Raw genomic sequence first — 23,274 nt, forward strand, 5'->3', positions numbered from 1 at the left:
CTGGGTTTCCCTTGATTACCGTTTATCGAGACTGAGCCATCAAACATTGGGTTAACGCCAGCTTACATCGCAGCCATGAAGCGCTGTAACACAATATTTCTGCTGCTGCATCGGCAGCAGATAAGCTCTTCCTTAATTCAGAGAGTAAATCAGACAATCGCTCCAGTGCGGGTAAATGTCCGGCCTGCTTTTCAGTGAGCTGCATCACCGAATGTACAACACGAATCAATCCCATTTTACCTTCGTTCAGTCCCGCCAACCACCCTTCTTCCTGTTCCTGCCATTGCGTCAAAATTTCAGGAAGAAGCACAGACAATGGCTGCTGCCATTCCAATTCATCAGGGACACAGGATAACGCCTTATGCGACAAACCATGAGCAAGTGCATATCCCCGTGCTGCTTTGCTTTTATTCGACAAACGCAGCCCATCCTGTGATGCCAGTGTATCTGCCAGTGACAGAATATCGGTGATATTGCCGTTTATCAGCTCCAACTCAAACTCACAAATGGGTAACGTCTGCTTTCCAGTACCTGTCTTTCCAGAGAAAATACTTCCTTGATCCAACACCACTTCAATTTCACTTTGCCTATAAGTCACAAGCCATCTTTCACGAGTGAAATCGGTGCTGCATAATGCAGTCAATTCAGCTTGCAGATGAGCAAGATCAGTATCTTCAGGCCAGATATGTGGGGGAAACTGTGCTAAATCCAGCTCAGGATGATGCAGAGGTACATTGAATTCGGGACGCTGGTGCAACCCACCAATCACTTTACCTGCGGTTTTGATTGTCATCTCATAGTGCCCGTCAAAACCACGGATGCGCAATCCCATATCCCAGCGCCGCAACTTATTATCCGGCGTCTCAAAATAAATATTTGTCAGATGCTTTGGTGAAGTGTGTTGATGAGGAAGCTGAAATAATTGCTGGCGGACTGCTGATATCGCATCAGGCTTAACAGACAGTTTCAACTCTATCTCTACAGAACTCATATTTTTTTATTCCTCAATTCATATAACAGAATTTTTTATATACTGTTCACACTTGCGTTAACAAAAGAGAAAAATAAACCACAATAGGGTGTTATCTCAACAATCATCATGCTCACCTTGTTAAAAAACCCCCTAACAAGGTCTGTATTCGGTCAGTTGAGAGAGGATTGATTCTGGTTTACTGATTGCACCCACAAACTTAACTCTTTACTATTATTTGAGTAGTTTGAATCACGATTGGTCCATACACAAAGAGACAGTTGAATACAGAATGAAAAAACTACATCGATTATTTATCTTATTGTTGGGTTTCACGCTGCCATTATCCGTACATGCTGAAGAAACACGTTATATTTCTGATGAATTATCAGCCTACATTCGTAGCGGCCCAAACATTCAAAACCGTATCATTGGCTCACTGAATGCCGGTGAGGAAGTCATCCTGCTCAGCTCAAAATCAGAAAATGGTTTCTTTCAGGTAAAAGACCGCAAAGGACGTACAAGCTGGATCCTCGCAAGTGAACTCAGTGCCATTCCAAGCCTGCGTGAACGCCTGCCGGCTATGGAGCAAAAAATCCAAACGCTGACCGAAAATCTGGCAAATATTGATGATACGTGGAATAAACGCACCGCAGAGTTACAAAACAAGGTAGCGACCAGTGATAAGATCATCAATGATCTAAAAAAAGAAAATGCACAGCTCCAGAGTAAATTAACCATCGCAGAGAAAAAGGTAGAAGCTGCTAATTTACAACTGGATGATAAACAAAGAGAAATTATCTTACAGTGGTTTACCTATGGCGGTGGCGTGGCCGGAATCGGTCTGATTTTGGGATTGGTATTGCCGCACATTATTCCACGCCGCAAAAAGAAAGATCGCTGGATGAGCTGATTTAAGGAAGCAAGAGTGAAAGTCTATTTGGTTGGCGGCGCCGTTCGCGATCAATTATTGGGGCTGCCCGTTACTGAAAGGGACTGGGTGATCGTTGGCGGGGATCCAGAGACACTTCTATCAGAAGGATATCAACAGGTTGGGAAAGATTTCCCCGTTTTCCTGCACCCTAAAACCTATGAAGAGTATGCACTGGCACGTACAGAAAGAAAATCTGGTCAGGGGTATACCGGTTTTACCTGTTATGCTGCTCCCGATGTGACACTGGAAGAAGATCTGCTGCGCCGTGATTTAACAATTAACGCTATGGCCCAAACACCTGAAGGCGAATTGTTCGATCCTTATCATGGTGCCGATGATCTCAAAAATCGCACTTTGCGGCATGTTTCCGCCGCGTTTTCAGAAGATCCCTTGCGTGTATTGCGCTTGGCTCGTTTTGCCGCCCGCTTTGCCCATTTAGGCTTTTCCATTGCACCGGAAACCCAATCATTGATTGCAGAGATGGTCGCAAGCGGTGAGTTATCATCATTGACCGCTGAACGAGTTTGGCGGGAAACTGAAAAAGCACTCACCACACAATCACCACAGGTCTATTTTCAAGTGCTACGCGATTGCGGCGCATTGGCTGTTCTTTTTCCTGAGATTGATAACTTGTTTAGCATTCCTCTGCCATTACGGGACGAACAACAGGAAAAAACGCCTCTCAGACTTGATGCCGGGCTTCACTCACTGCAAGTTTTGCGCATATCTACCCAATTGAGCGAAGAGACCGATATTCGTTTCGCTTCACTATGCAGCCATATCGGCATTATGTCAGTGAAGCAAATGTGCGAACGGCTGCGTATTCCCAACTCAGTACGCGACTTAGCCACAATTGTGGCGCAATATCACAGTTGGGTACATACCGCAGAGCAATTATCTCCCGAATCCCTGCTGGCCTTGTTTAATGCGGTGGATGCCTGGCGTAAGCCACAACGAATCGAACAATTAATTATCTGTAGTGAAGCAGATAACCGTGGCTATACCGGCTCGGAAGCTGCATCCTATCCACAAGGCAATTATTTACGCAAAGTTTTTACCATTGCCAGCCAAGTCAGCGTCCAAGAAGTGATTGCCCGTGGATTTCAAGGCGCGGAAATTCGCACAGAATTAGAACATCAGCGACGCCTTGCCATTGAAAACTGGAAACAGCATTCAATCGATTAGTTGCCGATAATAAATAACAAAGCGTCCCGATAATTCATTAAATTAGGACGCTTTTTTAATATGTGCGGCTAAGTAACCAGCCAATTAACCTGCACTCCGCTCAATGACCACACCGACACTTTTTGCCTGTGCAACCGCTCCCGGTTTACTGACTTTGATTCTTACCCAAGGTGAATGAAATTGAGTCAATAAGATGTCCGCAACTTCTTCCGCCACCCGCTCGACCAAGGCAAAACGTTGGTTTTCCACATAGTTAATCACGGCTTGGCTCACCTTAGCATAATCCAGACAGTGCTCAACATTATCACTGGAAGAGGCTCGTTTGTTATCCCATCCCATTTCGATATCGAACACTAATTTCTGCTTAATTGTTTGTTCCCAGTCATAAACACCGATCGTGGTAATCACTGCTAGTTCTTCAATAAATACGATATCCATCACGCCTTTTCCCCGTTTTTCGGTTCGCCAGATACCACTTCCGACGAAATGTGCGTATTATCCACTGTTAGACTTAAGAAAACGACCCTTATCATTGGAGATATCTTATGAGTGCAATCGCGCTTGGCATGATCATCTTCGCGTACCTATGTGGCTCTATATCCAGCGCGATATTGATTTGCCGTTTGGCAAGGCTTCCGGATCCTCGTCAGCATGGTTCAGGCAATCCCGGGGCAACAAATGTACTGCGCATCGGCGGTAAATGGGCCGCATTAGCCGTGCTGATTTGTGACGTCCTCAAAGGGATGGTTCCGGTTTGGCTGGCGTACAAACTGAATATTCCCCCATTTTATTTAGGTGTTATCGCCATTGCCGCCTGTCTGGGACATATTTATCCCATTTTCTTCCATTTCAAAGGGGGAAAAGGCGTAGCAACCGCTTTCGGGGCCATTGCCGCCATTGGTTGGGATCTCATGGGATTAATCGCCGGCACGTGGTTGCTGACAGTGCTGTTAAGTGGCTATTCTTCATTAGGCGCCATCATCGGTGCATTAATCGCTCCGTTCTACGTCTGGTGGTTCAAACCTGAATTCACTTTTCCCGTCGCCATGCTGTCATGTCTGGTGCTGGTTCGTCACCATGATAATATCCAGCGCCTTTGGCGAGGGCAGGAAAGTCGCATCTGGCAGAAGTTGAAAAAGAAAAAAGAAATGACGGACAAAGAGAAAATCCAAGCTGCCAAAGAGCAGGAGCAACAAGACGATTGATGTGGATGGCCTCAACAAGGGTAATAAGACATTTAAAAGGCTGAGCGCCAAATGACGTTCAGCCCATATCAAACAGCGTGTTTTTTTATCATTTTTGCAGAGCAGGAAGATCCGCCAACGGCCAGCGTGCTTTTACCGTTACGCCCAATTCACCCGCAGTTCCGCCTTGCAGACGGATCATGCCAGCCAATGCGATCATTGCACCATTATCAGTGCAGAATTCAGGACGGGCATAGAAAACTTCTCCCCCCAGTTTTTCCATTAATTCCTGCATTTTGGTACGCAATGTCCGGTTTGCACTCACCCCGCCTGCCATCACCAGACGTTTAAATCCCGTCTGTTCCAGCGCGCGCTTGCATTTAATCGACAGCGTATCCACAACCGCATCTTCAAATGCACGGGCAATATCCGCTTTGGTTTGCTCATCTTCAACCGCATCATGACCGTGAATATTATTGCGGATTGTATTGGCAGCGAATGTTTTCAGACCAGAGAAGCTAAAATCCAATCCCGGACGATCCGTCATTGGACGCGGGAAGACAAAACGTCCTGCTTTGCCCTGTTGCGCCATACGGGAAAGCACGGGGCCGCCCGGATAATCCAATCCGAGCAATTTTGCCGTCTTATCGAAGGCTTCACCGGCTGCATCATCAATGGATTCCCCTAACAGTTTGTACTCACCAATACCCGTGACACTAATAAGCTGAGTATGGCCACCAGAAACCAGCAAGGCGACAAAAGGGAACTCTGGGCTATTGTCTTCCAACATCGGTGCCAATAAATGGCCTTCCATATGATGAACCGGAATAGCTGGCACATCCCACGCAAACGCCAGTGAACGTCCAATGGTTGCCCCAACCAGCAACGCGCCAACTAAACCAGGTCCGGCAGTATAAGCAACAGCATCAATATCTTTATTTGTCAGGCCCGCTTCCTGCAAAGCCGCCTGAATCAAGGGAACCGTTTTACGAATGTGGTCACGGGACGCCAATTCAGGCACAACACCGCCATAATCAGCATGCAGCTTGACCTGACTGTACAATTGATTCGCTAGCAGACCGGCTTTGTCATCATAAATTGCGATTCCGGTTTCATCGCAGGACGTTTCTATACCTAAAACTCGCATTGCACTATTCGTCTCGTTGTTTTCGTCTCGTCACTATACATTCGTATTCCTCTGAACGGGCGTCAGTGTAACACTATCTGCTTAACACTATCCATGAACCATTACATGCTGGCTATTTTTCCTGTTTAGTCTATAATCAGTACCCTACTTGAATATCCTGTGTGGTTAATGTTAATAACGCCGACATCAGATTGCTTGTTTTACATATAAAAAAGCATCCTGTAACCCGTAGCGTTATAGGTTTCAATTTTCCTCGGCACTTTACAAAGCCGTGTTCATTGAAGTAAAATTCCGCACCATTTTAGAGACGGCTGGCACTATCACGCCAGCGACAAACCCGATTTCCATTGAGGTGAGAGGCACATGCCAGTAATTAAAGTACGTGAAAACGAGCCATTTGACGTAGCACTGCGTCGCTTTAAGCGTTCTTGCGAGAAAGCAGGCGTATTAGCAGAAGTTCGTCGTCGTGAATTCTATGAAAAACCAACGACTGAGCGCAAACGCGCTAAAGCTTCTGCTGTTAAGCGTCATGCTAAGAAGCTGGCTCGTGAAAACGCACGCCGCACTCGTTTGTACTAATCCTTGCGGTCAATCCGCTTAGTGGTTGTATTAACAAACTACTGCAGTTAAAGGCCGTGCTTTCCAACAGGAAGCGCGGCTTATTCTCGTTCATCAACAGGCGTAAAAGGGCTTATGGCTGGACGAATTCCACGCGCATTTATCAATGACTTATTAGCAAGAACCGATATCATTGATTTGATCGATGTAAGGGTGCCTCTCAAAAAGAAAGGCAAGAACCATCAGGCGTGCTGTCCTTTTCATAACGAAAAAACCCCTTCATTCACCGTTAATGGCGATAAACAGTTTTACCATTGCTTTGGTTGTGGTGCACATGGCAATGCCATTGATTTTCTGATGAATTATGACAGGTTAGATTTTGTCGAATCCATCGAAGAACTGGCTGCGATGCACGGGCTGGAAGTGCCTTACGAAGCAGGCTCTGGCGGTGGTCATATTGAACGCCACCAAAGACAAAATCTTTATCAACTGATGGATAAGCTCAACGGCTTCTATCAGCATTCACTGACAACCCCCGGCGCTCAGTCAGCCCGGCAATATCTGGCTCAACGCGGGCTCAGTGAAGAGATAACCCACCGCTTTGCTATTGGCTTTGCACCGGCTGGGTGGGACAATGCGCTAAAACGCTTTGCCCATAATGTGGAAGATCGCAAACAGCTAAACGACGCGGGAATGCTGGTCACTAACGACAATGGACGCACTTATGATCGTTTCCGCGAACGTGTGATGTTCCCCATTCGCGATCGTCGTGGTCGTGTCATTGCATTCGGTGGCCGGGTGCTGGGAGATGCACTTCCTAAATACCTGAACTCACCGGAAACAGAAATATTTCATAAAGGCCGCCAATTATATGGTCTTTATGAAGCGCAACAGAGCCACAATACGCTTTCAAAGCTATTAGTGGTTGAAGGATACATGGATGTTGTCGCGCTGGCCCAATTTGGTATTGATTATGCCGTGGCTTCGTTGGGAACATCTACGACAGCCGAACACATTCAGCTACTTTTCCGCACAACGGATAATGTCATCTGTTGTTACGATGGCGACCGGGCTGGCCGCGATGCCGCATGGCGTGCGCTGGAGACAGCGTTACCCTATCTGAATGATGGCCGGCAGTTACGTTTTATGTTCTTGCCAGATGGCGAAGATCCAGATTCACTGGTTCGCAAAGAAGGACGAGCGACGTTCGAACAAAGAATGCAGAAAGCATTAACCTTATCTGAATTCTTGTTTGAATCACTATTACCACAGGTAGATTTGAGTACCCCAGAAGGTGCGACCAAACTCAGTTCGCTTGCCATGCCTCTGATTAGTCAAATTCCTGGGGAAGCACTGCGGCTCTACTTGCTCCAGGAAATTGGAAAACTGCTTGGCATACCTGATACAACACAATTGGAACGATCTTTGGCAAAACTTGTCAAAAAAGATACCAATACATATCAGGCGCTAAAACTGAAACCAACAACAATGCGTATTCTTATCGCATTGCTGGTGCAGAATCCGCATTTAGCGACATTAGTTCCTTCATTACAGGGAATGTTTTCTGCTCAGATAGCGGGGTTACCGTTATTTATAGAGCTTGTCGACACGTGTCTTGCTCAACCAGGTTTAACAACCGGGCAACTTTTGGAGCAGTATCGCGATAATAAGTATGCAGCACAGCTTGAAAAACTCGCTGCATGGAACGATATACAGGTAGAAGAAATTGCTGAGAAAACTTTCAGCGATGCGCTGAACCATCTTTTCGCGTCAGCCCTTGATGAACGTTTTAACTTTCTGATGGCCAAAGAGAGGACAGAAGGACTGACACCAGAAGAACGTAAAGAAGTCCGCTTAATTACGGAATCTGGTGTGAGGAAATAAGAATCTGTCTCAACCAGCTATATTATATGAAGACTATATTACTTGGCTGACTTACTCAATACGTTTATGTTCGTAACATCACTGGATGAAAATATATCTTCGAAAAACATAAATTTTTGAAAATATATTTTTTTAAAGAAAGATAGCTTGATGAAACAGGTTCTATACCAAGTGTAAAATCACTGATACAGAATTCACGGCTTAACTGCCGCATTAGGTAGGGAGACAGCCCTACGATTGTCGCTATTGAGGGCAGCGGCAATACAATGAAAACGCCCCCAAATGTTATTGTTGGCATATTTGTTTCGCCGACCGACACCAACCAATACTCTGAAGTGTGGATACCGTCTTATGGAGCAAAACCCGCAGTCACAGCTAAAGCTACTTGTCACCCGAGGTAAGGAGCAAGGCTATCTGACCTATGCTGAGGTCAATGACCATCTGCCGGAAGATATCGTCGATTCTGATCAGATAGAAGATATCATCCAAATGATCAATGACATGGGCATCCAGGTAATGGAAGAAGCACCTGATGCTGATGATCTCATGTTGGCAGAAAACACAAACGACACCGATGAAGACGCGGCGGAAGCGGCTGCGCAAGTGTTATCCAGTGTCGAGTCAGAAATCGGTCGTACCACCGATCCTGTTCGCATGTACATGCGTGAAATGGGTACGGTGGAGTTACTGACTCGCGAAGGTGAGATTGACATTGCAAAGCGCATTGAAGATGGCATCAACCAAGTGCAGTGCTCCGTTGCCGAATACCCTGAAGCGATTACTTATCTGCTGGAGCAGTACGATCGCGTTGAAGCCGGCGAAAGCCGTCTGTCTGATTTGATCACGGGTTTCGTCGATCCTAATGCAGAAGAAGATCTCGCACCAACAGCGACTCACGTTGGCTCAGAACTTCCTCAGGAAGAGCTTGACGACGACGATGATGATGACGATGAAGAACGCGATGATGATGCTGACAGCGAAGATGATAACAGCATTGATCCAGAACTGGCGCGCCAGAAGTTTCTGGAACTACGTGAACAATATGAACTGACCCGTCAGTCAATCAAGAAACACGGGCGCAGTCATCCAAATACCGCAGCAGAAATATTGACCTTATCTGAGGTATTCAAACAGTTCCGTCTGGTACCGAAACAGTTTGATTATCTGGTCAACAACATGCGTTCCATGATGGATCGTGTTCGTCTTCAAGAACGTCAAATCATGAAGATGTGTGTTGAACAGTGCAAAATGCCGAAGAAAAACTTCATCACGTTGTTCTCTGGCAATGAAACCACTGACACATGGTTCACCGCTGCAAAAGCAATGAACAAACCATGGTCTGATAAGTTGCTGGAAGTTGAAGAAGAAATCATGCGTAGCCTGCAAAAGCTACGCCAAATCGAAGAAGAAACCGGCCTGACCATTGAACAGGTCAAAGATATCAACCGTCGTATGTCAATCGGTGAAGCGAAAGCCCGCCGTGCGAAAAAAGAGATGGTTGAAGCTAACTTGCGTCTGGTTATTTCGATTGCGAAGAAATATACCAACCGCGGTCTGCAATTCCTCGATTTGATTCAGGAAGGTAATATCGGCCTGATGAAAGCAGTTGATAAATTTGAATACCGTCGTGGTTACAAATTCTCAACTTACGCTACATGGTGGATCCGTCAGGCAATCACGCGTTCTATCGCTGATCAGGCGCGTACCATCCGTATCCCGGTACATATGATTGAGACCATCAACAAACTCAATCGTATTTCCCGCCAGATGTTGCAGGAAATGGGCCGTGAGCCTTCACCAGAAGAGCTGGCAGAACGTATGTTGATGCCTGAAGATAAGATCCGCAAGGTACTGAAAATTGCCAAAGAGCCAATCTCCATGGAAACACCTGTAGGTGATGATGAAGATTCACATTTGGGCGATTTCATTGAGGATACTACCCTCGAACTGCCGCTGGATTCTGCCACTTCAGAAAGCCTGCGTTCTGCAACTCACGATGTGCTGGCTGGCCTGACTGCACGTGAAGCGAAAGTTCTGCGTATGCGTTTTGGTATTGATATGAACACTGACCATACACTGGAAGAAGTGGGTAAACAATTTGATGTAACCCGCGAACGTATTCGTCAGATCGAAGCCAAGGCATTGCGCAAACTGCGCCATCCAAGCCGTTCTGAAGTACTGCGCAGTTTCCTTGATGACTAATCAACGAATTTGCTGATCAATCCGAAAAGCGTCTGTTCCGGCAGACGCTTTTTTTATTATTCACGGATAAGTCCCTGATATTCAAATAATGGCTTAAACCCGACGCGTCGATACAACCCATTACCATCACGAGAAGCCTCTAAATAGCACTCAGTCACGCCTTGCTGTTTGGCTTCGTGCAATACCTGATTAATCAAGACAGAAGCATATCTCCTGCCCTGCATTTCCACTACTGTGCCGATATCATCAAAACGAGCAATATTACCTTGTCTTGATAAGGTTAAAGCGCACACCGGTTGCCCTTCAACATATAACGCATAATGTTGTAGATCTTTTCCTGCTTCCAATGCTGCCTGATGGCATTTTCGATATTGCCCAGAGGTAGAACCGTCTGTCTCAAATGCGCTTTCTACCGGAGCTGCCCAATCATCCAGGCAATGGTCAACACGCCTGATTTCATATTCCATCGTTGATTCATCACTCATCTGCCAACCCGCCAAATCAAGCTGCATGGCTGTAGTGACACTATCAGGATCGGGGACAAATCCTGCCTGCTGGATAACCGCCAGAATTTGACTATCTGGATCGACGGCAGCCATCATGAAAGGCAGGCTAACGTGTTCATCCAGCAGCCGAATAGCTGTTTTAAGCTCTTCTGCGATTTTGACAGAGCTGCCTGTTACCAGTAACAAATTTAACGCAGGGGTTTCAACGCCCGTCACATAAACCCGAACATCTTCGCTGATATATTGATACATCTGGCTGATAGATGAGAAAAAGTGATCTTCTATTTGATGATAGGCCAAGATAGCCGCAGATAAAGGGAATTTTTTCATATTAATTTACAAGGGTATTTTTCGTTGGCTAAAGTCTAAGCAAAGAACGGAAAATAATCAGAAAGACTTATTAAAAAAGCAACAAACATCACTAAGAATAATTTCAAACCACTTCCGTGACGGTAAACATGTTAAAAAATACTAATTATTGTATATAAAACACGCATATGAATTTTGGGGACTAGACCTAATACCAAAGTGTGCCGTATAATCGTCCCACTTCAACGGCCCCTTAGCTCAGTGGTTAGAGCAGGCGACTCATAATCGCTTGGTCGCTGGTTCAAGTCCAGCAGGGGCCACCAATCTATTCAGTAACTTACACACCATTTACCCTAGCCATAACTGTCCCTTGGGACGTAGATGGGACTTGGGTGTCAAAAATCGCATCTATATGACGCGCGTGTTCAGTCAAATGATTTGGCGCTAAGTGTGCATATCTACGAACCATTTCGATTGACTCCCAGCCCCCCATTTCCTGTAGAATTGATAATGGAACGCCAGCCTGAACCAGCCAACTGGCCCATGTATGTCTCAAGTCGTGGAATCTGAAATTCTCTATTCCTGACCGCTTCAATGCAGAATTCCACGCCTTGTTATCATCAACTCGCATTTTTCGGATGACTGGCGTTCTGGTCCCGTCATTTCGATTAGCGGATTTTTTATGCACGAACACCCATTTTTGGTGATTGCCTATCTGGTTACGCAAAACCTGACATGCTGTATCATTCAGGGCTACCCCTATAGCCCTACCTGACTTACTGTCTTCCGGGTAAATCCATGCAACTTTTCTCTGCATGTCGATCTGTTGCCATTCCAGATTAATAATATTTGAACGCCGCAACCCTGTAGACAGAGCAAATTTAACAACGGATTTTAACGGTTCTGGGCACTCATCAATCAGCCTTTTTGCTTCATGATGTTCTATCCATCGTATTCGTCGGTTTATCGGACGCTGTATATAGAACCATCGGCAACGGACACAATCAGATCCCTGATATGTCGTTTTTTGAGTCCCGGCACGCCAAATCAGGATATCAAAAACTGCCCAGCGGCGTGATTATTCAATGGGGACAGGCAATTGGACAACATCCCAGTACCCCATCTGATGGATGGTCGCAGGTATCAGGAACCATTCAGTTCGCAATTCCGTTTACAAACCAATGTGTTGCGGTGACCTGTTCGCTCGTTGATGGTGGGGTATAGAATCCTGAGATTGTGTTACCAAATGTCCAATCATGATTGTTGTCCAGCCGCCTCACTCTCATTTATTTGGCCTCCCTGTATTGCCACCGTGTGAATCAGGGTGCGTGTGATTTTCAACATCTACACCACCACCAATAACCCTGGCCGCAGTGATTGTGCCACTTGATTCACTGTTGCCGCTGGTCTGGTTCCAGTTTCCGGCCTGTTGATGATTTCCAGTCTGTTTGCTGTTTCCCAGATGTTCAATATCACCCTGAATGGTGATCTTCCCGTGTATCATACGAATGAACGTTGAGCCGTCGTCAGTTTGCATGGACGCACCACCATGAAAAAAGGCGGGGATTTTTTTAGGCTGACTGCAAATGCCGGGAATAAATGACGCATCAGAATAATCATGCAATCGCGCATCCAGTGGTACGGATTTGTTACCCGTTGCATACCAGCCATCAATACAGCGCTCTGAGAATATCGCCAGTCCCTCGTCACCCGCAGAAACAGGAACCGTAAAACAAAACCCACCCGCTCGCGGAAACTGAACAGGAACATCCACCAGCGGCGGCAACTCCAGCACCTCACCACTGTGTAATATTTGGGTGATCATCAGTTCGATTGTGGCAGTGTGACCATTAGAGCGAGTGATTACTGAGGCGCGCGTGGTGTTAAAGCCACTGAGTAAGTCCATAGAGTACCTATAAAAGAAAACCCGCTCAAAGGCGGGTTATATTCAAGTTGATTCTGTTCTGTCAAAAAATGCTATAAGCCAAGTTCTGAGTGAGAACCAAGTCGGACAAGACGCAATACGTCAGCGTCTGGCTTCTGATAAATCAATATCAGGTCAGGTTTAATGTGACAGTCTCGAAAATCCTTCCAATCACCAGAAAGGGCATGATCACAATATTTCGGTTCCAGCAAGCTATCAGAGGCCAGTAATTCAGTCACCGTCATAAGTGCGTCATCCAGAGTTTCACGATGACGACCTTTCTTTTCTCTCTTGTAATCTCGCTTAAACTGGCTTGTATAATCAGTCGTCCGCATTGAGATCAGCCATTAAATCTTTAACTGAGGAAAATGATTTACCGCCACCTTTGCGAGCTTCTTTCATTGCGGCTATTGTTGTCTCATTTGGTATCAGAGGCTCAAACGGCAATACCTTATCTCTTGCCACTCGCGTTAACATCATACGGACGGCATCTGATACAGTCAGTCCCATCGCAGCCAAAACAGCAGCCGCTTCTGCTTTAATTTCACCGTCAATACGGGTTTGTACTAGCTGGTTTGTAGCCATAATAATATCTCTCATTGAATGACGTTGTAATTCAATTGTAATTCAATGAATACCTATTATCAACTTTTATGGGTAAAAAATAACCTCTTTCGAAATTAAAGCCATCCGTGGCTTAGTATCAGTCGCTAAAGCAGTTCAGATAAATCGATACCATACACAGCTAACCACGCTGCGGCAGGCCATGAATATACGGTGCCAAAGCGTTTATCCGGCGCTGTGTCAGGTTTCACGTTGTGTTCCCCGTGGGTACGGGGATAAACCGAGTTATAGGTCAGATCCAGATCCCCCCTTTTAGTGTTCCCCGTAGGTGCGGGGATAAACCGTGTTAATGATTATTTAATCAGCGCATCCAGAAAGTATGAGGGGCTTTACCAAAACGTAAAACCCCTGTTGCTTACTTCTTCTCGCCTAATATTTCTTTAAGTTCTTGTGCAACCGGTGATGATTCTAGATAGCTTTTCGAATCCTTTCCCGATGCTTTCATTTTTTGCATGGTAGAGTCCAGACATTTCTTACCAAATTTTTCACATTTCGCAAAATCATTGGTTTCCTCTCCAACTATTTTTGTCAAAAGTATAATTCCCTTTACTTCATCAGGTACGCTTTTATCGCCTTCAAGTGCCTTATTTACATATTGTTTTTGCTTATTAATGAAGTCTTTTTTAGCTACATCAACAGGCATACAGCTACTCACTGTAGGGGAACCAATAATCACACCATCCCCCTTACAGAAGAAAGTGATTTTTTTATTTTTGTCTAGTTCAATAGCAATATCCCTATACTGCTTTTTGAATCTAACATGAACGGTATTAAACATGTCATTTGTTTTTAATGTAACAACAGGAATATCACCAATGCTTGAGTCAATAGATGACACAACACCAGTAATAACCATATCCTTATCCTTGTATGTCTTATCGCCTCTTGCTTCATTCGCAGCATAATTTTTCTGTAATTCTTTAGCTGTTACAAAAATAACATCAGGCTTAATCAAAGCATCCCCACCACTGAAAGCCACATCAGCATCATCCTCAATAGCAAAGTTGATAAATTCAGCCTCTTTTGCTGTCAAAGAAATTGTTTTCTTGCTATTAGAAGAGCTGGAAGGTGCAGAAGAAACAGAAATATCTTCCACTGATTTATTTTCATCCTTACCAACAATAAGTCCAATTACGAACAGGACAACAAACACTATCCCAACCCATTTCAATACTTTTTTCATTTAGATGCCTGTTTCCATTAAATTAACCAACTATTTTGATTGCACATTTAAGCACCTAACGTCAAGTTTTGTTAGTGTTTTTTCATCCAGTTATGGTGCGATTATAAAGCCCCGTAAGGGGCTTATCTTGCAATTAACCCGCTGTTGCAGTTTGTTTTTTGCTTGCTCTTTTCTTTAAAATCATTGAGGCGAGAACTGCCAATACAAAAAGAACGACATGGAAGCCAACATAGAACCAATAAAGCCCTACACCATCTTCGCCATTACTGTGCATTGTAGCAGCGGTAGCCATAATACTTGGCGATAAAAAGGCTGTAGCAATGACGTTAATACCAAATGTCACACCGGATAATGTTGGACTCTTATAAAATGTGATAAGAGCAAGAACACTACAGAACATAGCGATGAATACACCACCAACAGGAATAAAAACAGACAGAGCAGAAAATATAAGAGCAATAATAGCTAATGCTTTCATTCTTAAACATCCCTAATTAAGGCGCCAAGATGTTCAGAAGCCTACCACATGAAAGGCTGGGTTGATTTCCCGTGAGGGTATTATATTCACCACCATCTCGGCATTGTTAAATTTAAGTTTTACTTGCATTCGCTTTATTTAAGCGATTTATTTGTGGTCGCGGTTCTGACACCAATAAGAATAATATTTCCTTATTTTATTCTTGTCAAAACACATGCAATTAATCACTAACGGGATAAGGTACTTACTAACGCATAATTCGTGCGTTTAAGCTCCCTTCCGATACCATCAGCCGCATACTGACCTGCCCTCTCTGGTGAAGGCGCAGTGATATGTTGCTCAACTTTTATATCCCCTTGCCTAATTGTTGTCTGATTACTACTGTTAGCTATTGAATAAGCAGTAGATTGACCGATCATGGAGCCATCACCAGCATTAACGGTGGCGGCAATTTGCTCTAATTGAGCAATCTCAGCATCAGAATTAAACTTAAAGAAATTCTTTACCGCATTAATCTTAGCAACAACTTTGTTGTAATACTCCATCACCCAATCCAGAGCCTCTTTAAACGGCTTCTTAATCAACTCCTTCACCTCAGAGAACCGTCTGCCGATATCATCAATAAACTTACTCACGTCTTTCTCGTTCAGTCCGAACAGACTCAGGATGAATTTAAACGCTTCCCTGAACGGGGTAGTCAGCAAGTCCCAAATCAGGTCAAAGATTTTGCCGAGCTTCTGTGTCCAGGTGGTCGAATCATCGGTGAATATGTCGTACAGGCCGGTAACTAGTTTTATAGCGGCTCGGAAAGGATAAGTGAGCCAGTTCCAGATGGTGCTGAATATCTCGCTCAGCGTATCAACGAACCGGTTTGCATCGCGCTCACTCACACCAAACTGCCGGAGGATATACCGGAATCCCTCCCTGAACAGCCGCTTAATCTCCTGCCATGTTTTGGCTATCGCTTTCCAGAGTCCACCGAAGGCTGATTCACCCGTTGTGATCCACTGATACAGGTCATACAGCACATAGATAAGCCCGGCAATCAGCGCAACTACTAGTCCGATGGGATTCATCAATAACGCCCGTCCCAGCCAGATAAAGGCTTTCCCTGCGGTTAGGGCGTATTTGGCGACTGCGGTCAGCGGTGAGAACAACCACTTAAGTGCTTTAGCGAATCCGCCGACGCCTTTTGTGACTGCCAAGAACATATTGGTGCTGAACATCACCCCCAGCATACCGCTGAGCAACTTAATGGAGGTTTTCATTTCACCAGAGAGACTGTCCCACCATGATTTAACGTCCTTAATCCACTTGATGCAGGATCCCCAGAAATCACCGAACAGGGAATCGCCACCGTCAAGGTAGACCATCAGGTCATCCAATAACAGAAGCAGGCCTGCAATAGCCGCAATCACCCATGTGACAGGGTTGGTAATAAAAGCCATGATCATACCGCGCTTCACTATTGCCAATACGCCTGCCAGTACCAGTAAGGCATTTTTCCAGCCAATTGTACCTGAGATGACTTTATCAACCGCCCTCACTGAGTTAGTGATAACCTGAATGACTTTGCCACCTGCTTGAATAACTTTAGTTAGCCCCTTGGTGATCAGCTCCTTATTTGAGGCTATGCAACGCCTCGGAGGGGAGTTCTTTTTCAACAGTCACCGCAGCTTTGCCGACCATAATCGATGCCTGCCCGTCTTCCAGTTTCAGCATATTGCCGACATAGGTTCCGGCATTTGACTGAGTGACATAGCCGAGTTTGGTCGCTGGATTGACTCCTGCTGCCTGCGCCTGAATGATGACCCGATGCCCGGTGGCATCCCAGATAACAGACAGGTTACTGTTTTCAGGCAGGCCTTTTTGTATAACGCCTGCGACATCAGAAAAATCAATCGCCTGACTGAAATTCAGAGCGGAAAGTAGCACATCTTTACCACCAGCATTCAGTGTCATTGATCCGTCAGTGACAGTCTTGAATGCGTTAATACCCGCAGAGAGGGTGGAACCCCTCAACGCATTGGCGGTCGCGGGGATTTCCTGCTTTGTCTTCGCCCAACGACCGATGACGGCGCGTTTTGGCTGAGGGCGCACAGAAAACAGCGATTGCGCCGCTTTGTATGCCTCTGATTTCGTCCCGAACAGGTTAGCCACATCCTGCGCACCGGACACAATAATGTAACGTGTCGTGTCATCCGTGAACACACTTCCGATTTCAGGCGTGAAAATGGCGACCATGCTCAAATCACGGCGCTGTGCCGCCATTGCCTGTGGCATGATCTGAGCATTGACCACCTCTTTAATAGATAAGCTCATTGCTAATCCTCATAGAGAGTAATATCGACCGTTCTCGCCTGATTTATTGGCGTTTCTATTCGGTGGATATGAGAGAGAGTTAAATCGATTTGCGCCCGCTGCTCTTTACCACCCGCAATAGCGGTAGGCAGGTTTCGAATCTGGGATTTCCTGACCAGTCCAACCCCGATACGGGTCAGCAGGGATTGCGCGTAGCTGGTTCTCAGAACAGTGGCGAGTTTTTCAATAATGAGATATGAGTTCTTGCCGAAAGCGTTGACAGAAATAAGCGTCTCACGGGTGACGGTGATAATTTCGACTTCACGTTTGGCATCGAACTTGTATTCTTCGCCTATCAGTTCCGATGTCACCCGATTGACCGTAATAAAATGGCCCATATCAGAGACATCAGTTTCACCATCACCATCCAGTACTGGCAACTCCTTACGTGATTTCAAAACCGTCGCTATCGTCTGTCTGACTGCCCTCATATCGAGTTGCGAGAGAGTCGTAGTATCCATAGTCATTCCAACGTGCGTTACTGACGATGCGCCAGCGGTAGCCATTCCAGAAAAGCAGGTCTTTCACTTTCACTTCTTCCTGAGTCAACACCTTGACGGTTGGGTTATAGCGATCCCCTTCCGGCAGAATTTTCAGGTCATCCTCTCCGGCTGGGAAAACGATACAGACCAGTTTTCGGCTATTACCATCAGGCGATGTGAATTCCTGTTCCTGCCGGAAGAACTCGTCATCGAAGATTTCGTCAACGAAACTATCCATCTTCGCGTACCTCATAGGTTATTGACTGGAGAAGTTGCGATGTATTTTGGGATAAATATTTCATATCACTACCAGAAACTATAATTACGGAGAAATGGGGATGAGAAATGATGTGATTGAATTGGCGCGGGAAATGAAAAAACGCAGTGAAGCGGTATTGTTAGCAGAAAGTGAATTCATGAAATCAAATGATACTGAGGTTATAAAAAGATATTTCAGAGAAGTTAATAACCTTGATTTAATGATATATCCTAAAAATATAATACAACTTTGCGATGCAGTAGAAAAGCTCGCTGAATATGAAAATATGGAGCCTGTGGCTTGGGGGCGTAATACTGGAATGAGTCGCACTCTGGAATCAACAACAAAATCAGAGAGAGTATCACAATGGCGAGAATTCAATGAAGCTCACCCCGATATTGCTGACGATATATTCCCTCTCTACCGTCACCTCAACAAATAGCGAGAAATAACATGGATATTATCGACGCAGCGAATGAATTAAATGAGCTGAATATATCTACTTCGTTATTTAAGATAACGAACCCCTTTTCTCTAAGAGTTGCATCAGGATGGTTACGGCTTTTCGCATGCCTATCAACCGCGTCCTTGACCGAACTTTTAACATATTCCGGTGTTGGTACTACGACTAAATCACAATCTTCTGAGATAGGTGTGTCAGGCTTTTTATCTTGAATATTCATAGTTTATTCCCTCATTTAATCAACAATACACATTGCTAAATAATATGAAGGCGGTGGGGTACTTCTCCGCCTGTGAACATTAATAAATTGGTTCATCAATACTGGAGAGTACGGCTTGACTAAATTCAATTGGTTAATAGCTTGGTGAGTTGCATGTTTTGTTGGCAGGATGACATAAAATAATAGATAACGAATTAATAAAATTTGATAAAACTTGACCGAGTAAAGATTACATCAATGATGCACACTTCTCTGAGGATGGCGGGGTTATTGCACTCAGATACTACTAACCAACCAATATGAGTTATATTTTCTTTTTAATAATAAGGAAAAATGACTACATTCTCTACTGATGAAAAGCCTCCCTGAAATACCATTAAAATATTAATAATAAAAATAACAGACGTGACTATTCGCTGTCTTTTTATCACTCATATTACAAAATAATTCATTCACCATATAAATAAATCCAAGAATAGAATTCATATTAATTATACAAAGCAAACACTCACAATTAACCTTCATCATCCAACCTCAAACCAATAGTATAAATACATACAAATGTACTTTTGTACAGTCAATTATTCATGAAAAAACAGTAAAACATAGAGATAAAAATCGGATGGGAAGTGGAGGTTTTCTTAATAATATTTATAGTGAAATGATAGATGTAGCAGTATTGTAAGAATTTATTTAAGATATTCTACGCAAAGTAATTATGTCACAAGCTATATTGCCTCATCTAACAAGAGAAAAATGATGAAAACTTTACATAAACTGTTAATCAGTCTGGCTTGCATCGTCACGCTCGCAGGTTGTGCACGGAATGCGCCAATATTAACGCCTCAAACTACTATCGCGACACATAACTCCCTGCCTTCCGTGAAAAAAGCTATTTTGGAAGCAGGTAAAAAACGCAGATGGGTCATGACTGAAGTTTCTCCGGGTGTTATTGATGGTTTCCTGAAAAATCGCAAACATGACGTTCAAATACGCATCAATTATACCGCTAAAAACTACTCTATTAATTATGTCACCAGCCATGAATTGAGAGAAAGTAACGGCAAAATTCACCGCAATTACAATCGTTGGGTCAATAACCTGGATAAAGATATTCAGTCAAATTTAGCCCTGCTGGCTAATCAATAACATCATCTTAGAGCCTACTTCAATAGGTAAAAATTCCTGATGAGATAGGCTTTAATCTTTAAATATATTTTCTGGCTATAGACATATCGGATATTGGGATATATGACTGCACCCTACAATTATGATAAAGACGAATTCAGTGCTCTGGAAGCGATTACTGAAGCTCAGCGCATTGCTTTTGCTCCCATGCTATTTCAAACTGCAATCGGATTGCGCGATTGTGGAATTTTATCTTTCCTGGATAAAAATCATAAGAATGGTGCAACTAAAGATGAAATTTGTAGCAATTCAGAATTAGACAGCTACGGCGTGGGTATTTTGCTGGATATGGGATTGAGCGGTAAAATTATCATCAAACAAGAGGATCGTTATTTTCTCAGTAAAATCGGCCACTATTTGCTGCATGATAAGATGACCCGCGTCAATATGGATTTTACCCAAGACGTTTGTTATCAGGGGTTATTTCATCTAAAAGAATCGCTTATGAAAAATAAGCCTGCCGGGTTAAAAGTATTCGGTGAATGGCCAACCATTTATCCTGCCCTTAGCCAATTGCCTGAACCTGCAAAAACGAGCTGGTTTTCATTCGATCATTTTTATTCTGATTCCGCCTTTAGCGCAGCCTTGAAAGCCATTTTCTCCATGAATCCTAAAGTGATTTATGATGTCGGTGGCAATACAGGAAAATGGGCATTGCGCTGCTGCCGATATGACAGTAAAGTCAGCGTCACTATTCTGGATTTACCCCAGCAAATAAAACTGGCTGAAGAAAATATACGCAGCCAAGGTATGGCTGACCGTATTTTCGGCTATCCTGTTGACATGTTATCGGATAACGATTTACCCACAGAAGCAGATATCTGGTGGATGAGCCAATTCTTGGATTGTTTTTCCGAAACACAAATTATAGGCATCTTACGCAAGATCTCAGCAGCAATGAAACCTGATGCACGAATTTGCATTATGGAGCTGTTCTGGGACTGCCAGCCTTTTGAAGCAGCGGCTTATAGTCTTAATGCGACCTCGCTTTATTTTACTTGTATGGCAAATGGCAATAGCCGTTTTTACAGTATTGATGACTTTACCCAATTCCTGAATAAAGCAGGGTTGGTGATAGAAAGCCAAATTGATCAGTTAGGGCTTGGACACACATTACTGATCTGCAAAAAGCAGTAACGAACGGTATTTCATGAAATTGACATTGGATATTACAGATTGGCAAGCCATCGCACCGGGTCTTTCCATGGCTGAAGAATGGAAAGAGTGGTCTGCGACAACACCTGCCGTTATTGATGGTTCATGCCGATCAGCAAAATGCACCCAGTTACCCATGATGACAGCGCGTCGTCTCAGTTCAGGTAGCCGCCTTGCCGTCGATTGTGGCTTGAGTATTCTGCGTCGCAATCAAGTCGATGCTATTGTTTATAGCAGTCGTCATGGTGAGCTGGAACGCAATTACCAGATATTGCAGAATCTGGCACAGGCAGAGAGCATTTCGCCAACCAATTTTGCCATGTCAGTTCATAACTCTTCAGTCGGCAATCTGACCATTGTGGCTAAAGCGCCTCTGGTTTCCTCTTCCATTTCGGCAGGCATTGACAGTTTTCAGCAAGGTCTGTTTGAAGCCCTGACACTGCTCCACGCGGGTCAGCGTAAAATCCTGCTCGTTGATTTTGATGGTGAGATCCCCGGCTTTTATCACAATGTCATTGATGCCAATACCCCAACCTATCCGTTTGCGGTAGCGCTGCTATTGGAGCAGGGTACTGGCCTGTGCTGTACAAAACAGTCTTCCCCGGAAACCGAGCCTAATCTTCCCCAAAGCTTACAGTTTCTTCATGGCTGGCTGCGGGGTGAGCAAAATTTCATGGTTACTGGGGATCGTTGCCAATGGAATTGGAACCGATAAGATGGCGAAAAGGATTATAGTCAATATCGCTGAACGAACTCACTGGCTCTGGCGTCTGCTCATGACGGGGTTCTGTTTCGTCCTGTTTGGCATAGGTGGGCTACTGCTTTCCCTTATCTGGTTTAATTTATTGCTATTTTTTCAACGCAATGAAGACAAACGTTGCCGCCTTGCTCGTCACAGCATTTCGTTCAGCTTCCGTCTGTTTCTCTTTTTAACCAGAAAATTAGGCGCACTGGATTACCATTTTAGTGGTCTGGAAAAAATTCGCTCCGACAAAGGCTGTTTGATCGTTGCGAATCATCCTACTTTGCTGGATTACGTCATACTGGCCTCAACCCTGCCAGATGTGGATTGCATCGTAAAATCAGCGCTGCTGCGCAATCCGTTTGTCAGTGGTGCCATCCGTTCAGCCCGTTACCTCATCAACAGCGATGCAGAAACTTTGCTTCCTGTTTGCCGCGAACGGTTAGCTTCCGGGCACAATATTTTGATTTTCCCGGAAGGAACGCGCACGACTCCGGGACACCCTATTTCGCTTCAACGTGGGGCTGCCAATATCGCTGTACGATGTGAGTGCGATTTACGGATCATACATATTACTTGCAGCCAAAGAATGTTAGATAAGAAAAGCAAGTGGTATCAAATTCCACCCCAAAAACCCATTTATACGATCACCATTGGTGAACAACTCACCAATGAAAATTTTGCTGTTGATACAGAGAACGGACACGCCATCGCTGCCCGTCAGCTCAATCGCCAGCTTACTCATTTATTAACACCATAAAATTAATCGATATCGGATACGATGATGCAAGCATTACACAATGAAATAAAACAACTAATCATAGATACCCTGAATCTGGAAGAGCTCACACCTGCTGATATTGAAACCGATGCTCCCTTGTTTGGCGATGGATTAGGGCTAGACTCTATTGATGCGCTGGAACTGGGTTTGGCAGTCAAAAATCGTTATGGCATCGTCTTATCTTCCGAAAGTGAAGAGGTGCGCCAGCACTTTTCTTCTGTCGCCGCACTGGCAACTTATATCCAGTCACAACAAGTATAAGAACAGGTGTCATCATGGAAAAAGAAGCTATTTTTCAGGAAGTATCACAACTCTTGGTTCAATTGTTTGAACTGTCCCCTGAAGACATTACGCCTGAATCACGTCTTTATGAAGATCTGGAACTCGACAGCATTGATGCGGTTGATATGGTCGTCCATTTACAGAAAAAAACCGGCCGCAAGATCAAACCAGAAGCATTCAAATCTGTCCGCACGGTTCAGGACGTTGTGGATGCCGTGGAACAATTACTGAAAGAACAATAATCAGTACAACA

28 protein-coding genes, 1 tRNA gene and 1 pseudogene are annotated in these 23,274 nt (G+C 44.5%); 15 read left to right on the forward strand and 15 right to left on the reverse strand.

The features are described 5' to 3' along the window. Positions 1 to 22 precede the first annotated feature (22 nt). A complete protein-coding gene (locus Xenpb_RS06305) occupies positions 23 to 991 on the reverse strand; it encodes an inorganic triphosphatase (RefSeq protein ID WP_187653562.1) in 969 nt (322 codons plus the stop codon). Positions 992 to 1,262: 271 nt separating this feature from the next. On the opposite strand from Xenpb_RS06305, the gene Xenpb_RS06310 reads away from it, so the two are divergent. Further along, the gene (locus Xenpb_RS06310) at positions 1,263 to 1,883 is read left to right on the forward strand and encodes a TIGR04211 family SH3 domain-containing protein (RefSeq protein ID WP_187653563.1); all 621 of its coding nucleotides are present in this window, start codon (positions 1,263 to 1,265) and stop codon (positions 1,881 to 1,883) included. 15 nt (positions 1,884 to 1,898) lie between these two features. Continuing rightward, on the forward strand, positions 1,899 to 3,089 hold the full coding sequence (locus Xenpb_RS06315; RefSeq protein ID WP_187653564.1) for a multifunctional CCA addition/repair protein: 1,191 nt from the start codon (positions 1,899 to 1,901) through the stop codon (positions 3,087 to 3,089). Between the two features lie 84 nt (positions 3,090 to 3,173). Here the strand turns inward: Xenpb_RS06315 and folB are convergent, their stop codons facing one another. Continuing rightward, positions 3,174 to 3,527, reverse strand: a complete 354-nt coding sequence (gene folB / locus Xenpb_RS06320) for a bifunctional dihydroneopterin aldolase/7,8-dihydroneopterin epimerase (RefSeq protein ID WP_187653695.1) — start codon at positions 3,525 to 3,527, stop codon at positions 3,174 to 3,176. A gap of 107 nt (positions 3,528 to 3,634) precedes the next feature. On the opposite strand from folB, the gene plsY reads away from it, so the two are divergent. Next, complete coding sequence (gene plsY, locus Xenpb_RS06325) at positions 3,635 to 4,294, forward strand: glycerol-3-phosphate 1-O-acyltransferase PlsY (RefSeq protein ID WP_187653565.1); 660 nt, start codon at positions 3,635 to 3,637, stop codon at positions 4,292 to 4,294. Between the two features lie 88 nt (positions 4,295 to 4,382). Here plsY and tsaD read toward each other — a convergent pair whose 3' ends face one another. Further along, on the reverse strand, positions 4,383 to 5,420 hold the full coding sequence (gene tsaD, locus Xenpb_RS06330; RefSeq protein WP_187653566.1) for a tRNA (adenosine(37)-N6)-threonylcarbamoyltransferase complex transferase subunit TsaD: 1,038 nt from the start codon (positions 5,418 to 5,420) through the stop codon (positions 4,383 to 4,385). Between the two features lie 363 nt (positions 5,421 to 5,783). Here tsaD and rpsU point away from each other — a divergent pair, with 363 nt between their 5' ends. The 3 genes from rpsU (at position 5,784) to rpoD (ending at position 10,064) form a co-directional block, all read left to right on the forward strand. After that, a complete protein-coding gene (gene rpsU, locus Xenpb_RS06335) occupies positions 5,784 to 5,999 on the forward strand; it encodes a 30S ribosomal protein S21 (RefSeq protein WP_001144069.1) in 216 nt (71 codons plus the stop codon). A 114-nt stretch (positions 6,000 to 6,113) separates the two neighbouring features. Then, positions 6,114 to 7,862 carry a DNA primase gene (gene dnaG, locus Xenpb_RS06340; RefSeq protein ID WP_187653567.1) on the forward strand — a complete coding sequence of 583 codons (1,749 nt, stop codon included), beginning with the start codon at positions 6,114 to 6,116 and terminating at the stop codon, positions 7,860 to 7,862. A 351-nt stretch (positions 7,863 to 8,213) separates the two neighbouring features. After that, positions 8,214 to 10,064 (forward strand): RNA polymerase sigma factor RpoD, encoded by a 1,851-nt coding sequence (gene rpoD, locus Xenpb_RS06345; RefSeq protein WP_187653568.1) that lies wholly within the window; start codon positions 8,214 to 8,216, stop codon positions 10,062 to 10,064. Positions 10,065 to 10,120: 56 nt separating this feature from the next. On the opposite strand, the gene Xenpb_RS06350 is transcribed toward rpoD, so the two are convergent. Continuing rightward, positions 10,121 to 10,900, reverse strand: a complete 780-nt coding sequence (locus tag Xenpb_RS06350) for a GNAT family N-acetyltransferase (protein WP_187653569.1) — start codon at positions 10,898 to 10,900, stop codon at positions 10,121 to 10,123. A 226-nt stretch (positions 10,901 to 11,126) separates the two neighbouring features. On the opposite strand from Xenpb_RS06350, the gene Xenpb_RS06355 reads away from it, so the two are divergent. Then, a tRNA-Ile gene (locus Xenpb_RS06355) sits at positions 11,127 to 11,202 on the forward strand. 14 nt (positions 11,203 to 11,216) lie between these two features. Here Xenpb_RS06355 and Xenpb_RS06360 read toward each other — a convergent pair. Beyond that, positions 11,217 to 11,852, reverse strand: a pseudogene (locus tag Xenpb_RS06360) (site-specific integrase); the annotation flags it as partial. A 44-nt stretch (positions 11,853 to 11,896) separates the two neighbouring features. On the opposite strand from Xenpb_RS06360, the gene Xenpb_RS06365 reads away from it, so the two are divergent. After that, complete coding sequence (locus Xenpb_RS06365; RefSeq protein ID WP_187653570.1) at positions 11,897 to 12,103, forward strand: hypothetical protein; 207 nt, start codon at positions 11,897 to 11,899, stop codon at positions 12,101 to 12,103. A gap of 58 nt (positions 12,104 to 12,161) precedes the next feature. Here Xenpb_RS06365 and Xenpb_RS06370 read toward each other — a convergent pair whose 3' ends face one another. From Xenpb_RS06370 to Xenpb_RS06410, 9 genes are all read right to left on the reverse strand, one after another. After that, positions 12,162 to 12,785 carry a Gp138 family membrane-puncturing spike protein gene (locus tag Xenpb_RS06370; protein ID WP_187653571.1) on the reverse strand — a complete coding sequence of 208 codons (624 nt, stop codon included), beginning with the start codon at positions 12,783 to 12,785 and terminating at the stop codon, positions 12,162 to 12,164. A 71-nt stretch (positions 12,786 to 12,856) separates the two neighbouring features. After that, positions 12,857 to 13,138: a type II toxin-antitoxin system YafQ family toxin gene (locus Xenpb_RS06375; protein ID WP_187653572.1), complete on the reverse strand. Its 282-nt coding sequence runs from the start codon at positions 13,136 to 13,138 to the stop codon at positions 12,857 to 12,859. Beyond that, positions 13,125 to 13,388 carry a type II toxin-antitoxin system RelB/DinJ family antitoxin gene (locus tag Xenpb_RS06380; RefSeq protein WP_187652387.1) on the reverse strand — a complete coding sequence of 88 codons (264 nt, stop codon included), beginning with the start codon at positions 13,386 to 13,388 and terminating at the stop codon, positions 13,125 to 13,127. The genes Xenpb_RS06375 and Xenpb_RS06380 overlap by 14 nt, the downstream gene beginning before the upstream one ends. A gap of 394 nt (positions 13,389 to 13,782) precedes the next feature. Further along, positions 13,783 to 14,610, reverse strand: coding sequence for a hypothetical protein (locus Xenpb_RS06385; RefSeq protein WP_187653573.1), 828 nt, complete (start codon positions 14,608 to 14,610; stop codon positions 13,783 to 13,785). A 133-nt stretch (positions 14,611 to 14,743) separates the two neighbouring features. Further along, the gene (locus Xenpb_RS06390) at positions 14,744 to 15,088 is read right to left on the reverse strand and encodes a hypothetical protein (RefSeq protein ID WP_187653574.1); all 345 of its coding nucleotides are present in this window, start codon (positions 15,086 to 15,088) and stop codon (positions 14,744 to 14,746) included. 227 nt (positions 15,089 to 15,315) lie between these two features. Then, positions 15,316 to 16,752 carry a hypothetical protein gene (locus Xenpb_RS06395; RefSeq protein WP_187653575.1) on the reverse strand — a complete coding sequence of 479 codons (1,437 nt, stop codon included), beginning with the start codon at positions 16,750 to 16,752 and terminating at the stop codon, positions 15,316 to 15,318. Then, the gene (locus tag Xenpb_RS06400; protein WP_187653576.1) at positions 16,709 to 17,410 is read right to left on the reverse strand and encodes a DUF3383 family protein; all 702 of its coding nucleotides are present in this window, start codon (positions 17,408 to 17,410) and stop codon (positions 16,709 to 16,711) included. The genes Xenpb_RS06395 and Xenpb_RS06400 overlap by 44 nt, the downstream gene beginning before the upstream one ends. A gap of 2 nt (positions 17,411 to 17,412) precedes the next feature. Then, positions 17,413 to 17,910 (reverse strand): hypothetical protein, encoded by a 498-nt coding sequence (locus tag Xenpb_RS06405; RefSeq protein ID WP_255523045.1) that lies wholly within the window; start codon positions 17,908 to 17,910, stop codon positions 17,413 to 17,415. After that, on the reverse strand, positions 17,834 to 18,169 hold the full coding sequence (locus tag Xenpb_RS06410) for a hypothetical protein (RefSeq protein WP_255523046.1): 336 nt from the start codon (positions 18,167 to 18,169) through the stop codon (positions 17,834 to 17,836). Before Xenpb_RS06410 ends, Xenpb_RS06405 begins: the two co-directional genes overlap by 77 nt. A 100-nt stretch (positions 18,170 to 18,269) precedes the next feature. On the opposite strand from Xenpb_RS06410, the gene Xenpb_RS06415 reads away from it, so the two are divergent. Beyond that, positions 18,270 to 18,632 (forward strand): hypothetical protein, encoded by a 363-nt coding sequence (locus tag Xenpb_RS06415; RefSeq protein ID WP_187653578.1) that lies wholly within the window; start codon positions 18,270 to 18,272, stop codon positions 18,630 to 18,632. Here Xenpb_RS06415 and Xenpb_RS06420 read toward each other — a convergent pair. Then, positions 18,622 to 18,873 (reverse strand): hypothetical protein, encoded by a 252-nt coding sequence (locus Xenpb_RS06420; RefSeq protein ID WP_187653579.1) that lies wholly within the window; start codon positions 18,871 to 18,873, stop codon positions 18,622 to 18,624. The two genes, Xenpb_RS06415 and Xenpb_RS06420, sit on opposite strands and share 11 nt — an antisense overlap. A 759-nt stretch (positions 18,874 to 19,632) precedes the next feature. Here Xenpb_RS06420 and Xenpb_RS06425 point away from each other — a divergent pair. The 6 genes from Xenpb_RS06425 to Xenpb_RS06450 all read left to right on the forward strand — a co-directional run bounded on the left by Xenpb_RS06425 (position 19,633) and on the right by Xenpb_RS06450 (position 23,263). Then, on the forward strand, positions 19,633 to 20,022 hold the full coding sequence (locus tag Xenpb_RS06425) for a hypothetical protein (protein ID WP_187653697.1): 390 nt from the start codon (positions 19,633 to 19,635) through the stop codon (positions 20,020 to 20,022). Positions 20,023 to 20,124: 102 nt separating this feature from the next. Then, entirely contained in the window at positions 20,125 to 21,198 is a 1,074-nt protein-coding gene (locus Xenpb_RS06430) for a class I SAM-dependent methyltransferase (RefSeq protein WP_187653580.1), read from the forward strand. A gap of 13 nt (positions 21,199 to 21,211) precedes the next feature. Next, positions 21,212 to 21,931 (forward strand): beta-ketoacyl synthase chain length factor, encoded by a 720-nt coding sequence (locus Xenpb_RS06435; protein ID WP_187653581.1) that lies wholly within the window; start codon positions 21,212 to 21,214, stop codon positions 21,929 to 21,931. A 1-nt stretch (position 21,932) separates the two neighbouring features. Continuing rightward, the gene (locus Xenpb_RS06440) at positions 21,933 to 22,718 is read left to right on the forward strand and encodes a 1-acyl-sn-glycerol-3-phosphate acyltransferase (protein ID WP_187653698.1); all 786 of its coding nucleotides are present in this window, start codon (positions 21,933 to 21,935) and stop codon (positions 22,716 to 22,718) included. 24 nt (positions 22,719 to 22,742) lie between these two features. Then, positions 22,743 to 23,000: a phosphopantetheine-binding protein gene (locus Xenpb_RS06445; RefSeq protein ID WP_187653699.1), complete on the forward strand. Its 258-nt coding sequence runs from the start codon at positions 22,743 to 22,745 to the stop codon at positions 22,998 to 23,000. An 11-nt stretch (positions 23,001 to 23,011) separates the two neighbouring features. After that, the gene (locus tag Xenpb_RS06450) at positions 23,012 to 23,263 is read left to right on the forward strand and encodes an acyl carrier protein (RefSeq protein ID WP_187653700.1); all 252 of its coding nucleotides are present in this window, start codon (positions 23,012 to 23,014) and stop codon (positions 23,261 to 23,263) included. The last annotated feature ends 11 nt before the right edge of the window (positions 23,264 to 23,274 follow it).

The organism is Xenorhabdus sp. PB62.4 (genome assembly GCF_014467285.1).
Taxonomy (GTDB): domain Bacteria; phylum Pseudomonadota; class Gammaproteobacteria; order Enterobacterales; family Enterobacteriaceae; genus Xenorhabdus.

What these genes read in the sequence shown, in the direction of transcription:
- Xenpb_RS06305 (WP_187653562.1), bottom strand. Translation starts at nt 991, where the DNA reads ATGAGTTCTGTAGAGATAGAGTTGAAACTGTCTGTTAAGCCTGATGCG.
- Xenpb_RS06310 (WP_187653563.1), top strand. Translation starts at nt 1,263, where the DNA reads ATGAAAAAACTACATCGATTATTTATCTTATTGTTGGGTTTCACGCTG.
- folB (WP_187653695.1), bottom strand. Translation starts at nt 3,527, where the DNA reads ATGGATATCGTATTTATTGAAGAACTAGCAGTGATTACCACGATCGGT.
- plsY (WP_187653565.1), top strand. Translation starts at nt 3,635, where the DNA reads ATGAGTGCAATCGCGCTTGGCATGATCATCTTCGCGTACCTATGTGGC.
- tsaD (WP_187653566.1), bottom strand. Translation starts at nt 5,420, where the DNA reads ATGCGAGTTTTAGGTATAGAAACGTCCTGCGATGAAACCGGAATCGCA.
- rpsU (WP_001144069.1), top strand. Translation starts at nt 5,784, where the DNA reads ATGCCAGTAATTAAAGTACGTGAAAACGAGCCATTTGACGTAGCACTG.
- dnaG (WP_187653567.1), top strand. Translation starts at nt 6,114, where the DNA reads ATGGCTGGACGAATTCCACGCGCATTTATCAATGACTTATTAGCAAGA.
- rpoD (WP_187653568.1), top strand. Translation starts at nt 8,214, where the DNA reads ATGGAGCAAAACCCGCAGTCACAGCTAAAGCTACTTGTCACCCGAGGT.
- Xenpb_RS06350 (WP_187653569.1), bottom strand. Translation starts at nt 10,900, where the DNA reads ATGAAAAAATTCCCTTTATCTGCGGCTATCTTGGCCTATCATCAAATA.
- Xenpb_RS06365 (WP_187653570.1), top strand. Translation starts at nt 11,897, where the DNA reads ATGTCGTTTTTTGAGTCCCGGCACGCCAAATCAGGATATCAAAAACTG.
- Xenpb_RS06370 (WP_187653571.1), bottom strand. Translation starts at nt 12,785, where the DNA reads ATGGACTTACTCAGTGGCTTTAACACCACGCGCGCCTCAGTAATCACT.
- Xenpb_RS06375 (WP_187653572.1), bottom strand. Translation starts at nt 13,138, where the DNA reads ATGCGGACGACTGATTATACAAGCCAGTTTAAGCGAGATTACAAGAGA.
- Xenpb_RS06380 (WP_187652387.1), bottom strand. Translation starts at nt 13,388, where the DNA reads ATGGCTACAAACCAGCTAGTACAAACCCGTATTGACGGTGAAATTAAA.
- Xenpb_RS06385 (WP_187653573.1), bottom strand. Translation starts at nt 14,610, where the DNA reads ATGAAAAAAGTATTGAAATGGGTTGGGATAGTGTTTGTTGTCCTGTTC.
- Xenpb_RS06390 (WP_187653574.1), bottom strand. Translation starts at nt 15,088, where the DNA reads ATGAAAGCATTAGCTATTATTGCTCTTATATTTTCTGCTCTGTCTGTT.
- Xenpb_RS06400 (WP_187653576.1), bottom strand. Translation starts at nt 17,410, where the DNA reads ATGAGCTTATCTATTAAAGAGGTGGTCAATGCTCAGATCATGCCACAG.
- Xenpb_RS06405 (WP_255523045.1), bottom strand. Translation starts at nt 17,910, where the DNA reads ATGGATACTACGACTCTCTCGCAACTCGATATGAGGGCAGTCAGACAG.
- Xenpb_RS06410 (WP_255523046.1), bottom strand. Translation starts at nt 18,169, where the DNA reads ATGGATAGTTTCGTTGACGAAATCTTCGATGACGAGTTCTTCCGGCAG.
- Xenpb_RS06415 (WP_187653578.1), top strand. Translation starts at nt 18,270, where the DNA reads ATGAGAAATGATGTGATTGAATTGGCGCGGGAAATGAAAAAACGCAGT.
- Xenpb_RS06420 (WP_187653579.1), bottom strand. Translation starts at nt 18,873, where the DNA reads ATGAATATTCAAGATAAAAAGCCTGACACACCTATCTCAGAAGATTGT.
- Xenpb_RS06425 (WP_187653697.1), top strand. Translation starts at nt 19,633, where the DNA reads ATGAAAACTTTACATAAACTGTTAATCAGTCTGGCTTGCATCGTCACG.
- Xenpb_RS06430 (WP_187653580.1), top strand. Translation starts at nt 20,125, where the DNA reads ATGACTGCACCCTACAATTATGATAAAGACGAATTCAGTGCTCTGGAA.
- Xenpb_RS06435 (WP_187653581.1), top strand. Translation starts at nt 21,212, where the DNA reads ATGAAATTGACATTGGATATTACAGATTGGCAAGCCATCGCACCGGGT.
- Xenpb_RS06440 (WP_187653698.1), top strand. Translation starts at nt 21,933, where the DNA reads ATGGCGAAAAGGATTATAGTCAATATCGCTGAACGAACTCACTGGCTC.
- Xenpb_RS06445 (WP_187653699.1), top strand. Translation starts at nt 22,743, where the DNA reads ATGCAAGCATTACACAATGAAATAAAACAACTAATCATAGATACCCTG.